Origin of the sequence: Rheinheimera sp. MMS21-TC3 (genome assembly GCF_032229285.1) — a bacterium.
Lineage (GTDB): Bacteria > Pseudomonadota > Gammaproteobacteria > Enterobacterales > Alteromonadaceae > Alishewanella.
Genome location: NZ_CP135084.1, coordinates 1,701,692 through 1,716,666 on the forward strand (window position 1 = coordinate 1,701,692; position 14,975 = coordinate 1,716,666).

The following is a 14,975-nucleotide window of genomic DNA, read 5'->3' on the forward strand; positions in this document are numbered from 1 at the left end:
ACGCGTAGCCAAGCAAAAAAGAGTGCAGTACATGACAACAGAGCAGCAAAAACAACAGCGACACCAGCAACGCCAGCAACGTTTAAAACAAAAAGTAGACCAAGCGATTAACGCCGCCGTTGCTGAAAAAGGTTTATTGCTGGTAATAACCGGTAATGGTAAAGGCAAATCTACATCTGGCTTTGGCACTGTTGCCAGAGCAGTAGGCCATGGCTTAACTGCTGCTGTAGTGCAATTTATTAAAGGCAGCTGGGATTGTGGCGAGCGAAACTTACTTGAGCAACACGGCGTTGAATTTACTGTGATGGCCACCGGCTTTACATGGGATACACAAGATAAAGCAGCTGACATAGCCGCGGCCGAGCAAGTTTGGTTGCAAGCAGAAGCTTATTTGGCTGATGACAGCATAGATGTGGTTTTGCTGGACGAATTAACCTATATGCTGAGTTATCACTATATTGATTTAACTCGCATTGAACAGGCGTTAGTTAATAGACCTAAAAATCAACATGTTATAATTACTGGCCGAGCTTGCCATCGACGCCTTATAGAATTAGCCGACACAGTAAGCGAAGTGCAAAGCGTTAAACATGCGTTTGATAACGGTATTAAAGCGCAACAAGGTATTGATTGGTGATGGCACTGCTAAAGTTTGTTCAATATGGACTATTGTTAGGCCTGTGCTTTTATTCGCTTAACCTACAAGCTAAGCCGCAGCGAATTATTAGTTTAGCCCCGCATATTACAGAGCTAATTTACGCTATCGGAGCTAACGAGCAATTAGTCGCGGTAAGTGATTTTAGTGATTACCCCAAAGCTGCTTTAGCCTTACCCCGAGTTGCCAGTTATGCTGGTATAAATGTCGAAGCTATTATCGCTTTACAACCTGATTTAATAATTGCATGGCAAAATGGCAATTCAGCGGCTGATATTAAGCGCTTACAGCAGTTTGGTTTTAACGTGAAGTTTTCTAACCCCTTAACCTTAGATGATATTGCCACTGAATTAATCTATTTTGGTCAACTAACCGGCCAGCAACAACAAGCTGAGCAACAAGCTGTATTATTTACTGAGCAACTTACGGCCTTGCGTCAACAATATCAGACTAAAAAGCGGTTAAAGGTATTTTTTGCTATGAGCACTAAGCCGTTAAGTACTGTTGCTAATAATGCCTGGCCGCAACAAATGCTAACTATTTGTGCCGCCGATAACATTTTTGCCAACAGTAAAGGTGATTATCCGCAACTAGGTATAGAGCAAGTACTAGCTGCACAGCCAGATGTGATTATTCACGCCAAAGCGGGTACTAACAACGCAGAGTTAGCTAGCGCTGAACGCAAAAATTGGCAAGGCTATAAGGCTATTCCAGCGGTTGCAAAACAGCAGTTTTTAACCGTTAATGCTGATTACCTATACAGAACCACACCACGGACTGTAATAGGTATTCAGCAGCTTTGTCACGGTTTAGACTTATTTCGTTAACTATTTAAACTACTCATTAGTTCATTTGCCCGTCGCATTAACCGCTCTGCGGTTCTAACTTTATTTGTTTTTAATAACTCACTAGATTTTTCTAAATATTTATCTGCTAATTTACGGCGCATAGCAACGTGTAAAGAAAAATCTTGCGGGAGAACTTCATCAAAAGCTTTTAACTGACTATAAATATTATCTATTTCAGAAATATTACTGCTTTGGACTAAGGCAAGCTCTAATTGATTAAAACTATGTTGATAAAATCTTTCTGCAGCAGCATAAGGAAAATTAATCATTTCTCCTTGAGCAGACTTCTCGCGATAAGCGGCTAGTTCAGCTACGGCTGACGCTAACTTTTCTCCTTGCAATACTAAGTTTGCTGTAGTGCTATAATTAGCAAAAATTAACTGGCCTATATTAATTAATTGATCTAGTGCAACTGCGTCATTGCTATCAACTGCGGCAGCAAAAGCATCAGCATAGACTGCAGCTTCAGCTTCGCTTGGCATAACAGTGTAATTAGCATCTACCCGCTGTAGGCTCGCAATAACCTTAAAAGGTGTTAGTTCATCACTGTGTTGTTGGTATTGCTTTGTCATTAATAATTGATTGAGCTGATCCCGTAACACTTCAATAGCTGTATTTTTACTACGTTGCATATTTAAGGCTAAAGCACCTAATTGTTCAGAATCTGGATACAACAATTTTGCCGCTGCTAAAATTGATTCAATTTTTGGATAATCAGGATAGTCATAGCTACGATCACTCATAATACCGTCAACTTGGTGCTCGTACTCACGTAAAACGGCTGCTTGTTGCAAGCGAATTATGCCTGCTCGCTCAACTGGCGTTAATTGACTGGCATGTTTATTTAATTCAACAATAAATTCTGCAGCCGGCAATTGGGCTAATTGTTGGGTAAACTTTTGCTGCTGCTCAATAGTTACTGCTTTATTTTTAAATGTCGTGATATGTTGCTGCTGCGCATTGTAAAAATGCCATCCAGCGCTAATGGCAATAACAATTGATGCAGCTATTGCCGCTGGCTGCCAAATTGAGCGCTGTAATTTTTGCATTAAAATAGCAATAGACTTTGGTCTTTCTTCAGCTTTAAAGCTAAGCGCTTGCTTAAGAGCAAGCCATTGGATCAGTGATAAATGAGCAGGTTTAGTTAACTGTTTATTTTGTTGTTGAGCTAAATTCGCTGGTATACGATCAAAAGGATGCTTACTCGTGAGTAACTCATAAGTTAGGCAAGCAAATGAAAACACATCATCACTAACAGTAGGTGTATTATCAGCCAGTAATTGAGGGCTAGCATAGGCGGGTGTATAACCGCTAAGTTGAGCATTATTCTGTTGGTTATCAGCTGCATACATGTCGTAATTTAACTGTAACTTTTGGGCTACACCAAAATCAAGCGTTTTAACTAAACCGTCTCTATTTACCATTATGTTAGCCGGCTTTAAATCTGCATGCACAATACCTGAGCTATGAGCATAAGATAAAGCGTCCGCAATAGGATGCAAAAGCTTCAAAGCTGCGGTAAAGCTAAGTCCTTTAGGTTTATAGCGTTTAATGACTTGCTCTAAGGTCTCACCATCTAAATATTCCATAACAATAAAGCAATGATCTTTATCATTATCAACATCAAAAACACGCACTATATTAGGGTGAGAGAGTTGTTTGGTACTATTTGCTTCATGTAATAATAATTGCCTAGCTTCAGGCTGAGATACAAACTGTGGCTGTAAAGCTTTAATTGCAACCGTATTATGACTAAGTCCGGCCTCTTTTAGAAATAAATCAGTTGCTCGGAAAATATCACTCATGCCACCAGAGCCAATTTTAGCTTCAAGTTTATAGCGTTGTTTAATAGTGATGTTTTCTGATAACGATTGCACATTATGTTTATTTAATGTTGCTGACTTTACTGCATAACGAGTTTTGTCAGCATCAGAATCATTGTTTAATGATATACTGCTACTCCGATCCTGCTCTGACATTGGTATTAAACTCCTTATCTGATTAATTTTATTACTCAAAGCGCTAAAAATCCGTTTTATTTAGACAATTATTTCACATTAGCTATCTTTTGTCACGCCCATTGTTTACCTTAATTAACATTTTCAGGCTTGACGTAACAATTGATTTAACTTAATCTTTGCGGCCAATTTATAGTTAATGAATTGTTTATTGCATGCTAGTAGGAGTGTTTCGTGGTGCAAAGGGATAAGTTACTGGAATTATCTGTGTTGAGTTATCACAGATTATCGCCGAAACAAGTATCAATAAAACGTTTTAATGCAAGTGGTGGAACTTTGGGGCGCTCCGAACAGGCAGACTGGTATTTACCTGATCCTGAAAGAGTAGTGTCAGGCACCCATGCTGAAATTAGCTTTCGCCAGGGTAATTATTATATTACAGACACCTCTACTAATGGTTTGTTTGTTAATAGAAGTATTGACGCTTTGGGTGCTAAGTCTCACCAGCTACAGTCTGGCGATATGCTTTGCTTAGGTGATTATGAAATTCAGGTGGAATTGATTGCTGAACAAGCTTTACCTAATCCTAATAGTGCTGCTACCCATGATAATAATACAAACATTGGATTGGCGCAGGGGCAATTGATTGCAGATGCAGCGTTAGAAAAGCCGGTTAATAATGCGATTAAAACCAATATTGGCGGTGGTTTTAGTATTGACCAATTTACAGCTCCTTCGCCTGTAACAACAGGTTCGAGTCGACAGCCGAATAATTTGGCGATGGACGATCATTATCTAGCGCCTGCAGCATTAATCCCCGATGACTGGGATAGTGGATGGACAAATAATAACTCGCAAAAATCTGAGGCTATACCCACTCACACTCCTGTGAGACCAGAGCCTAGTTCAGTAAGCTTACCGACAAAACAAGCTATTAACGATAATAGTGAGCAGACTAATTTAACTGCTTTTTTAACTGGACTAGGTTTAACAGATCTTGATGCTACAACGTTAAATGCAGGGCAATGGCAACAGTTAGGTTCAGCATTACAACAATCCATATTAGGATTAATTGATATTATGCGCTCAAGATCTAATCTGAAAAACAGTTTTAGAGTCAATCAAACGACATTTCAACAAAGAGAAAATAACCCGCTTAAGTTTTCTGCCAGTATGGATGAAGCTTTTCATAATTTATTTAATCGACCAAATTCTAGTTTTATGCCTGCAAAGCAAGCTATAGCAGAGGCTTTTAAGGATATTACCCAGCACGAAGCTGCCATGCTGGCAGGCGTTTCTGGCATATCGTCTGGATTACTTGAGCAGTTATCGCCACAGAAGTTTGAGCAATCAGATTTTAATCAGTCGTTTGTAGATAAAATTAATCCTGCCCAGCGGCAAGCAAGGTTATGGCAAAGTTATCGGCTTACGCATAATTCATTAATGAATGAGCTTAATAACACAAGCGGTGGGGTCAATACTGACTTTATAAGCGCTTACGAACAATATCTAGCTAAACGATAAGCTAAACAGAGCCAATTAGGAGCAGTAAAAATGCAACATATAAAAAGTTACTTATTCACTGTATTCATACTTATTTTACTTGGTGGATGTCAAACATTTTATAGCACATTTCCACCATCGACTACGTTACATTTTAAAGTTGCACAAGACATTAATCCGGATTTTGAAGGTAGGTCTTCACCGGTGATTATTAAAGTGTATGAATTAGCATCGAAAACGATTATTGAAAACCAAGATTTTTTTGCGATTTATGATAATGCAGATGAGGTGCTACGCACTGATTTATTAAAAAAAGATGAACTAATCTTTCAACCAGGAGAGCGTATTAGCTACAAAATGGCCTTACAGCCGGCAACTAAAGCTGTAGCGGTTATTGCGGCATATCGTGATATTGAAGGTGCTAGGTGGCGTGCTGTTGTTGATGTAAAACCAACAGGATATGACGACTTTTATGTGTATGTTGATAAATTGGCTGTTTATATTCGTGAACATGATTTAGAGCGCAAACGCTAATTCACAAGGAAATTAAATAAATGAGTGATTATAGTCGTGTTGCTTGGTCTGAAGGACTGTTTTTACGTCCTCAACACTTTCAGCAGCAAGAGCGGTCTATTGATTATCGTCTGCGTGAGTTTAATGCTCTTATTAATGCGTATGCTTGGGGAGTTAAAAGCATAGCTATTGATGAGCAGTGTTTAAAGTTTGGTCAGTTTGGCCTGTCTGAATTGAACGCATTAATGCCAGATGGCACTTTAATTCAAGCACCTAGTGTTGAGACCTTACCTAATGCTTTACAGATCCCTAAATCTTGCCGTGATCAATTAGTTTATTTATGTATCGCTATTGATAAACCTCACAGCCAGAATATTACTGATGCAGCAGCAAACGATATTACTCGTTTTAGTTACGCTGATCATAATGTTAGTGATAATAGCTTAGCAGAAGAAGCAAGAGAGCTATTACAACTAGCAAAACTGAAGTTAATTTATAAGCTTGGCTCTGAAGACAGAGGCGGTTTTATTAGTTTACCAATAGCTAGAATTAAAGAGTTAACTGAGCAGGGAGAAGTTAAATTAGTCAAAAACTTTATTCCACCCGCTTTGTCAGTGCAACAAAATACTCAATTAAGTGCTTTAGTTTCTGAAGCTTTAGGTATGTTGTGTCAACGTGCTGATGCATTATCTGACCGGCTAGGCCAAGGACAAGGTAGTGCAAATACCATAGCTGATTTTTTAATGTTACAAATATTAAATCGCTATGAACCTTTATTGCGGCATATAAAAGTCAGTGCACAAGAGCATCCGCATAATTTTTATCGATTAATGATATCTATGCTTGGCGAGTTAGCTACTTTTACCAGCGCCAATAAACGCACACCAACTTTTCCACAATATGAGCATGAAGAGCTAACAACGGTATTTGGTAATTTAGGGGTAATATTAAATCAAACGTTAAGTGTTGTTTTAGAGCAAACTGCTCAAGCCTTACCATTAGAGCAAGCTAAATTTGGTATTTTAGTGACGCCATTGACAGATAAGTCGCTATTAGATTATGCGCAATTTGTTTTAGCTATCTCTGCAGATTTACCTACAGAAGATATACGTAAATTCCTTCCTTCCAGATTAAAAATAGGCCCTGTTGAGCATATTAGAGAGCTTGTTAATAACCAATTGCCAGGTATTTCTGTTACTGCATTACCCGTCGCACCAAGACAAATTCCTTATCATGCGGGCTATCAGTATTTCCAGCTTGATAAAGGCAGTATTTATTGGGAGCGTTTAGCTAATAGTGGCGGATTAGCCTTACATCTATCTGGAAATTATCCAGGGTTAAAAATTGAATTATGGGCAATTAAAGTTTAACGCCTAAGATTGATAGCTTTAATTACAACACGGACGATACAGCATGTCAGATAAAACGGTTTTAAAGCCGCAGCCAGGTGGTAGAGGTATTAAAAAAACAGCCGCCGTATCAGCAGAGCAAGCTGAAATTAATGTTGATAAAACACAAATATCATCAAGTGGCCGTAACAATGGCAATATACCAATATTATTGCCCTTATCTATCAGTGATAATGTGTTAATTGATGATGCCGCAGCGTTATTCTCATTAATCCCAGCTATGCGCAACACTCGTCAACATGCAGATGTTGCCGCATTAAAAACCCAATGTGTGCAATTAATTAATCAATATGAACAGCAATTAAGACAAAAAGAAATTAATAGCGAGTTAATTCAGAATGCACGTTATTGCATGTGTTCATTTCTCGATGAGGTTGTTCTTAATACCAGCTGGGGTGAAAACAGTGATTGGGCAACAGAAAGTTTACTTGCCACTTTTCACAACGAAACCTTTGGTGGCAGTTACTTTTTTACCTTGTTAGATAGCGCTATTGCAGAACCTAAAGCTCATTTATTGTTACTTGAATTACAGTATTTATGCTTGTCTTTTGGCTTTGCCGGCAAGATGCGAATTGAAGAGCGTGGCTACGAGAAGCTAGAGCAGTATCGAGAAAAAGCTTACAGCGCTATTCGTTCGCAAAGAGGAGAGCCTGCTCGGGAGTTATCTTCTAGTTGGCGCAGCCAAGTAGTGGCCAGTAATAAATTAAATGCTGATTTTCCACTTTGGGTTATTTGCTCTGTTATAGGTGCTTTTTTACTGGGTATTTATATGTATTTAAACTATCAGATTAATAGTTATTCTGATGTGGTGCACCGCAATCTTAATACCTTAGTAACTTGGCAACCTGATTTAACTGAAGTAGGTAGTGTAAAAGTTCAAGCCGATACACTGCGATTACAACAACTATTGCAAACTGAAATTAGGCGAGGCCTATTAGATATTATTGAACTACCTGATCGAGTACGAATTCGAGTGGCGTTAGATCAGCTATTTAATCCTGGCAGTAACGGAATTAACGAAAGTTTTCAGCCTGTTGCAGCTAAGATAGCGCGGGCATTGGAAGGAACAGAAGGGCGCATTTTAGTCAGTGGTTATACAGATAACCAGCCCATATTTACTAGTAAATACCCTTCGAATTGGCACTTATCTCTTGCTCGTGCAAACGCTATGGCAGAGTCGCTAGCAAAGGGCGCTGATCTTCGAGGCAGATTATGGCCTGAAGGGCATGGTGATGCCAATCCGTTAGCCGAAAATACGAGTGCTACTAATCGAGCACTAAATCGACGTGTCGAAATAGACCTATTACCATAATATTCAGCAAGGGATATGTTATGAAGTTTAAAGCAGCGCTGCATGCTGTCGTGCGTTTTCTTAAGTCGCGTATTACTATTACAGTATTGGGCTTACTGGCGTTGGCACTACTTATTTGGTTTGGTGGTCCCTTGTTGGCTATTGCCGGTTATGAACCTTTAGCAACTGTTACAGCAAGACTGGTTACCTTATTAGTTATCGCGATAATTTGGGGTGGCAGTCACTATATTAAAGGTTTAAAAGAAGCACGTTCACATCGTCAAGCTGTTGATACGCTATTAAATGGAGATGAACAGCAGCCACAAGATGAATTAGCTAAACGTGATATTGCCGTTTTAAGAGAACGGATGCAAAAAGCCTTAGATATTTTAAAACATGCCCGTTTTAGTAAGTCTCGCGATATTTATCAATTACCGTGGTACATGTTAATTGGCCCGCCAGGCTCTGGTAAAACAACGGCCTTGCAAAATTCAGGGCTAGAGTTTCCATTAAAAGAACAGCTAGGTGACGATGCAATTGAAGGCATTGCCGGTACCCGACAATGTGATTGGTGGTTTACCAATCAAGCGGTGTTAATTGATACTGCAGGTCGATATACAACACAAGACAGTCACGCATCACAAGATTCAACTGCTTGGCAAGGTTTCTTAGGTTTATTAAGAAAATATCGTCCAAAACAGCCAATTAATGGCGTTATTATATTTGTTAGTTTGGCTGATTTGTTAAGCCAAACTAGAACGGAACGTCATTTACATGCTCGTGCTATTAAGCAAAGAGTACAAGAGTTACAAAATCAACTAGGCATGACGTTTCCGGTTTATGTCATGTTTACCAAAGCAGATTTGATTGCAGGTTTTACCGAGTTCTTCCGTAATATGAGTGAAGAAGAACGAGAGCAAGTTTGGGGCATGACATTTACAATTGAGCACGATGAAAAAGGTGCTGTGTCATCATTTAATAAAGAATTTCATAATATGATTAACCGCTTAACGCAGCGGTTATTTCATCGATTACAGTTTGAGCATGATCAAGATAATCGGGCAGCAATCTATGAGTTTCCACGGCAGCTTCGGTTATTACAAAGTGCAGCAGATGATTTTTTAAAAGAAATATTTGCGCCAAACCCTTTTGAGAAGCCAACTATGCTTCGCGGAGTTTATATTGCTAGTGCCACGCAAGAAGGGGTGCCTATTGATCGCGTAATGTCACAATTAGGTAATAATTTTGGTTTAGCTGAACCACCAATGCGTCGGCAAACGGGGGAAGGAGAAAGTTATTTTATTAAGCGTTTTTTTGAAGAAATTGTTATTCCTGAACATGAGTTAGCCTCAGTAAATTTACACCATAAAAATAAGCATCGTTGGATCCGGCACGGTGTGTTAGCAAGCTCAGCTTTAATTTCTATTTGGTTATTATTCTCTTGGTCTGGTAGCTATAGCTGGAATAAACAGCTTGTTGATGAGGTTTCAGGTTCGATATCGCAATACCAACATTTAGCAGATAGAGCTTCAATAGATGAAAATATTGTAGATTTAAATCATCAGCTAAACTTGTTGCGAGATTTACCCGCGGGTTATTCTGGCGTTATTCCTGAGAGTGGACCGAAAAACTATGGCCTTTATCAAGGTGATAAACTAGGTCAAGCAGGCAAGACCGCTTATCAAAATGGTTTATATAATAAGTTTGTTCCATTTTTATTAAACAGTTTAATAGATGAAATGGAACATAATTCTGAACATCGTGATTATTTATATGAAACATTAAAAACCTATTTAATGTTATTTAACCAAGATAAATTTGATGCCATTCAACTAAATACTTGGTTTGAAGTTTATTTAGAACACCGCTTTTCAGGTACGGTAAATAAAGACTTACGTTCGTCATTACAAAGCCACCTTGCTGCGCTGTTAGAAAGCCATATTAAAGGTGCTGTTTATAATGAATCTGCCGTAGTTGCTGCACGAGAATTATTATTAACAGTGCCATTAGCTGAGCGTGCATATCAGCGAATTAAATCTGAACTTATTAAAAGCCATATACCTGACTTTAGAGTAATAGATGTGTTAGGTAGCGATAGTATTAAAATTTTTAAACGTAAAAGTGGGCTACCGTTACAACAAGGTATTTCTGGCTTGTATACCTATAAAGGCTTTCATGGTTTATTTAATATTGAAAAAAGACGCATCATTCGCAGTTTAATGGAAGATAGTTGGGTTTACGGTGAGGGAGTTCAGGATGGTAATGAACAACAAAGTACTGACAGCACTTTATCTAAGCAAGTTACTGCAAAATATTTTCGTGATTATATTTATGTTTGGCAAGAGCTATTAGACGATCTTACTTTAGATCGAGTGGTTAACCTTGAAGACGGTGTGTTTGTTACTAAAGTGTTGACAGGTCCAGAGCAGCCTATTCAAAATATTATTAAAGCTGTACAGGAAAACGTCAGATTAACTCATTTGCCGCAGTCTGACGAAGCTGATATGGCACTTGATGTTGCAGGTAAGGTGGCGGCAACAAGCTTTTCTTCGCAAAAGTCACGGTTAACTCGGATTATGCCAGATAATATGCCAAACCTGACAAAGTCATTACCAGGTAAAGAAGTTGAATATGCCTTCGATACTATTTTAAAGTTAGGCGAAGCACAATTTATTCAAATTGAAAAAACAAGCCGTTTGTACCATGAATATCTAGAGCGATTATATATGCCAGGTGGTATTGCTAAGCAAGCTTATAGCAATCAGTTAAATGGTGAAGGCAGTAATGAGTTAAGTGTTGCTATACGTAGATTGAAAAGTGACATTCCACCACCATTTTCTGATTGGCTTGGTGATATTTCAACAGAAACGACACAATTGTTTGCTCAAGGTAGCCGCCAACATATTAATGAGGCATGGAAAGGCACAGTATTGGCAGAATATAAACGTGCTATAGCGGGGCGATACCCGTTAAATAAAGCAAGTTCAGATGATATCAAACTGCGGGATTTTGAGCGATTTTTTGGCTATGGCGGTACTTTAGAACAGTTTTTTTCTGAATATTTAAAACCTTTTGTTAATACCAGCCGATCTACTTGGACCTTTAAAAAGGATATTGGTTTAGATCATAAAGTATTACGAACTTTTCAAAATGCTGAGAAAATTCGTACCGCATTTTTTGCAGAAGGTAGCCAAAAATTAAATGTTGGCTTTAGCTTAAGGCCGGTATATTTAGATCGGCACATTACCCATTTATTATTAGAGCTTGATGGTCAAGAGCTATCATATAGCCATGGCCCATCACGCTTTAGACAATTCTCTTGGCCGGGTGATAGAAATAAACTGCAAACTCGAATTGTCTTTACGCCTGCTAAAGCTGGCTTACCTGCTAATACAAGTTACGCAGGTGAATGGTCATGGTTTAGATTTATAGATAATGTCACTCAAAACAGAGCTGACACTAAAGACGATAAAATTTTACATCTGGCTGTTCAAGGTAATCATGCTCACGTCGAGCTAGTACCTGATACGGTAAATAATCCTTTTTGGAATAAAGCATTGGAGGCCTTCAGTTGTCCGGCAACTTTATAACAACAGAACTTGGCTATTCAGGTAAAATTCCTAGCCGAGGGGACTTTTTGACGCACGGCTTAACTATGGGGTTTGTTGATAGCTGGAATGAATGGCTACAAGCAGTATTAGCTGTGAGTAGAGAGCAATTAACCGATAAATGGTTAGCTACCTATCTTACTAGCCCTATTTGGCACTTTGCATTGTCTGCTGATGTTTGTGGTGATAATGCGATGTTAGGTAGCTTAATGCCTAGTGTTGATCAAGTAGGTCGGCACTATCCATTTACCTTAGCTAAGCAGTTAAATGCTCCAGTAATTCAAGCTCGGTTAAATAATGGCTGGACCGAACAGCATGAAGACTTAATTTTACAAACCTTAGAAGATAACTTTAAGTTAACTCCTTGGCAAGAAGCATTAGTTACCCAGAATATAGCATGGCCAACTGAGCAACAGATCCAATTAGGTCATACTAACCGGGCACAAGCGAAAGCTGCTATAGCGATAGAGGTAGATAATGAAGTGGATGCTTCTTTATTGCTACATCACAATTATCAGCAGCATTATGGTCGCTATTGTATTTGGTGGACGCATGGCTCTGAACTGATACCTCCTTGTACGTTATTAACTGCAGGTCTGCCACAAGTAAGCCAATTTGCGGCTATGTTAGATGGCGATTGGCAGCGCTGGGGCTGGCAGTTTAGTCAAATAAAATCTACAGGTAATTAACCATGAGCCATATCGTTTCCCATACACAAAGCCACAAAGGTTTAGTGCGTAAGATCAATGAGGATGCCTGTGTTGATTTATATGATGCAGGTGTCTGGGTAGTTGCAGATGGGATGGGGGGGCATGCCGCAGGTGACGTCGCTAGTCAATTAGTGGTTGAAACCATTAGTAGCGTTGTTAAAAGATGTCAACAAGTTTCAGTTCGAGTATTAACTGAAGCCCTTCATCAAGCCAATAAAGAGCTTTGCCACTATAGTGAGCAAGAGTTAAACGGTAATACAGCAGGTTCTACAGTTGTTATTTTATTAGTTGATAAATTTCACTATCACTTTTTGTGGGTTGGTGACAGCCGTGGCTATATTTTAAGAGATAATGTGTTACGCCAATTAACACGGGATCATAGTCAAGTTAATGAAATGGTAGAGCAAGGTTTACTAGATAGTTCAGAAGCCGAAAGTCATGAATTAGCTAATGTTATCACCCGTGCAGTTGGTGTTGATAACCATGTCTCGGTTGATGTGGTAAGTGGAGTCTGGCAGCCAGGTGATTTATTTTTGTTATGTACCGATGGTTTAAATAAAGAGTTATCCGATTCAGAAATTAAACAATACCTTAATAACAATATTGCTGATGCAAATAAAGCATTATTACATTCTACTTTAGTTGCGGGCGCTAGAGATAATGTAACCACCATTTTAGTTAAGTTAGCAGATCAAAATAATGTTAACGGAAAGGATGTTACTATACCAAAATATTTAAAATTGTAGTTTTTAAAGTTAATGGTTGTGATTATAAAAACAATAAAGTAACATTGTAGGCATAAATATTTATGTTATTGGCTTAATGATGCTTTTTAGTAATCAAGTTGATTTTGAGTTGTTAATTAAAGCGGTGTCTGCTGATAGCCCTGCTGGGGTTGACCCTAGGTTTGATTCTTCACCAACATCACAATATTACCAATTAAAAGATATACGTGGTCAAGCGCGGGCCCATGAAAGAGCAATGTTAGCAGAAGATGATGATTTTCAATCTTTATCTCTAGAATGGCGGCCACTTAGCGAAAAGTTACCACAAATTATCACTAATGAAGTTAAAGACCTTGAATATGCGGCATGGCTTATTGAAGCCTTATGTCGTACAGATGGATTTACTGGTTTAGCCGCTGGCTTTAAAGCAACTCGTTTATTAATAGAGCATTTTTGGGATCACCTTTATCCTTCACCTGATGAAGATGGCCTAGAATCACGTATCGCGCCTTTAATCGGTTTAAATGGCTATGAAGGTGATGGTGCATTAATTACGCCGATATTAAGTATCCCATTAACAGAGCAGACGGATGTCGGAGAGTTTGCTTGTTGGCAATATCAAAGAGCAGCGACTATCTCGCGTAAAGATGAAAAACGTCAACAAATTAAAGCTGATGCTGGAGTGGCAAGTTTAGAGCAAATAAAAGAGGCCGTCGCTAGCTCGAGTAGTTCATTTTATAAACAGCTTCTTGAAGATATTGATTTATCAATTTCAGAGTTTCAATTACTTGCTCAGGCAATGGATAAAGCTATGGCTAATGAGCCGCAGCCTACCAGTGCAATTAATTCAGCATTAATAAAATGCCGCGATGCTGTGCTGTATTTAGCTGCAGAAAAATTTACTAGTTTAGCAGCTGAAGCGGCTGAAGATGAAATTATAACAAAAGGCGATACTTCTGATGAGCAACAGAATATTGAGCCTGTTAAAAAACAATTACAAAGCCGTGAACATGTACTTGAGACGCTTAAGCAAGCGGCAGATTTTTTTCGTAAAACAGAGCCACATTCACCTATTTCTTATGCTTTAGAACAAGTTCTGCATTGGAGCGGATTAACCTTGCCTGAGCTTTTACAAGAAATGATGGATGACAGTAATAGTCGAAACCAATTTTTCCGGTTAGCCGGTATACCGCAAGAAAGATAATTATTTTGTATGCTGCCACCAACGACAGCTGAGTAACAGGAGAGACACCATGGAGAGTATTCATAGTAAATTATCACGAGTGCGCAAGCCTCGTGTGCATATTACTTACGATGTTGAAACAGAAGGAGCGGCAGTTAAAAAAGAGTTACCTTTTGTTGTTGGCGTTATGGGTGATTTTGCAGGACAGAACACTGAAGCGCTTAAACCCTTAAAAGATCGTCGCTTTGTTCAAATTGACCGCGATAACTTCGATGAAGTTTTAAAGCGAATGAATCCTAAATTAAACTTTAAAGTTGAAAATAAGCTTGCTAATGATGGGACTGAATTCAATGTCGATTTGCAGTTTAAATCAATGCAAGACTTTGAACCTGCCTCGATAGTTAGACAGGTTGAACCACTAGATAAGCTAATGGCTACACGTAATAAGTTACGTGATTTAATGACTAAAATTGATCGCTCTGAAGAGTTAGAAAATATTTTAGAGCGGGTGCTTAACAACGGTGAAGACTTACAAAGTTTAGCGCAAGATTTGAGTTTAGAGGATAAGTAAT

Annotated in this window: 12 protein-coding genes; 11 read left to right on the forward strand and 1 reads right to left on the reverse strand. The window is 38.7% G+C overall.

Annotated features, from left to right (window positions below; all coding sequences use genetic code 11):
• The first annotated feature begins 31 nt into the window (after window positions 1-31).
• Window positions 32-637 (forward strand): cob(I)yrinic acid a,c-diamide adenosyltransferase, encoded by a 606-nt coding sequence (gene cobO / locus RDV63_RS08480; RefSeq protein WP_313909066.1) that lies wholly within the window; start codon window positions 32-34, stop codon window positions 635-637.
• Window positions 637-1,482: a cobalamin-binding protein gene (locus tag RDV63_RS08485; protein ID WP_313909067.1), complete on the forward strand. Its 846-nt coding sequence runs from the start codon at window positions 637-639 to the stop codon at window positions 1,480-1,482. The genes cobO and RDV63_RS08485 overlap by 1 nt, the downstream gene beginning before the upstream one ends.
• Here the strand turns inward: RDV63_RS08485 and RDV63_RS08490 are convergent.
• Window positions 1,479-3,482, reverse strand: coding sequence for a serine/threonine-protein kinase (locus RDV63_RS08490; protein WP_313909068.1), 2,004 nt, complete (start codon window positions 3,480-3,482; stop codon window positions 1,479-1,481). The genes RDV63_RS08485 and RDV63_RS08490 overlap by 4 nt on opposite strands.
• A gap of 213 nt (window positions 3,483-3,695) precedes the next feature.
• Here RDV63_RS08490 and tagH point away from each other — a divergent pair, with 213 nt between their 5' ends.
• The 9 genes from tagH to tssB all read left to right on the forward strand — a co-directional run bounded on the left by tagH (window position 3,696) and on the right by tssB (window position 14,974).
• The gene (gene tagH / locus RDV63_RS08495; protein WP_313909069.1) at window positions 3,696-4,985 is read left to right on the forward strand and encodes a type VI secretion system-associated FHA domain protein TagH; all 1,290 of its coding nucleotides are present in this window, start codon (window positions 3,696-3,698) and stop codon (window positions 4,983-4,985) included.
• Window positions 4,986-5,015: 30 nt separating this feature from the next.
• Window positions 5,016-5,498, forward strand: a complete 483-nt coding sequence (gene tssJ, locus RDV63_RS08500) for a type VI secretion system lipoprotein TssJ (RefSeq protein ID WP_313909070.1) — start codon at window positions 5,016-5,018, stop codon at window positions 5,496-5,498.
• A 20-nt stretch (window positions 5,499-5,518) separates the two neighbouring features.
• The gene (tssK, locus tag RDV63_RS08505) at window positions 5,519-6,847 is read left to right on the forward strand and encodes a type VI secretion system baseplate subunit TssK (RefSeq protein WP_313909071.1); all 1,329 of its coding nucleotides are present in this window, start codon (window positions 5,519-5,521) and stop codon (window positions 6,845-6,847) included.
• Between the two features lie 43 nt (window positions 6,848-6,890).
• Window positions 6,891-8,198 carry a type VI secretion system protein TssL, long form gene (gene tssL / locus RDV63_RS08510; protein ID WP_313909072.1) on the forward strand — a complete coding sequence of 436 codons (1,308 nt, stop codon included), beginning with the start codon at window positions 6,891-6,893 and terminating at the stop codon, window positions 8,196-8,198.
• A gap of 20 nt (window positions 8,199-8,218) precedes the next feature.
• Window positions 8,219-11,767 (forward strand): type VI secretion system membrane subunit TssM, encoded by a 3,549-nt coding sequence (tssM, locus tag RDV63_RS08515; protein WP_313909073.1) that lies wholly within the window; start codon window positions 8,219-8,221, stop codon window positions 11,765-11,767.
• Window positions 11,749-12,474, forward strand: coding sequence for a type VI secretion system-associated protein TagF (tagF, locus tag RDV63_RS08520; RefSeq protein ID WP_313909074.1), 726 nt, complete (start codon window positions 11,749-11,751; stop codon window positions 12,472-12,474). The genes tssM and tagF overlap by 19 nt, the downstream gene beginning before the upstream one ends.
• A gap of 2 nt (window positions 12,475-12,476) precedes the next feature.
• Window positions 12,477-13,241, forward strand: coding sequence for a PP2C family protein-serine/threonine phosphatase (locus tag RDV63_RS08525; RefSeq protein ID WP_313909075.1), 765 nt, complete (start codon window positions 12,477-12,479; stop codon window positions 13,239-13,241).
• A 76-nt stretch (window positions 13,242-13,317) separates the two neighbouring features.
• Complete coding sequence (tssA, locus tag RDV63_RS08530) at window positions 13,318-14,424, forward strand: type VI secretion system protein TssA (protein ID WP_313909076.1); 1,107 nt, start codon at window positions 13,318-13,320, stop codon at window positions 14,422-14,424.
• 49 nt (window positions 14,425-14,473) lie between these two features.
• On the forward strand, window positions 14,474-14,974 hold the full coding sequence (gene tssB / locus RDV63_RS08535) for a type VI secretion system contractile sheath small subunit (protein WP_313909077.1): 501 nt from the start codon (window positions 14,474-14,476) through the stop codon (window positions 14,972-14,974).
• Window position 14,975: the final 1 nt, after the last annotated feature.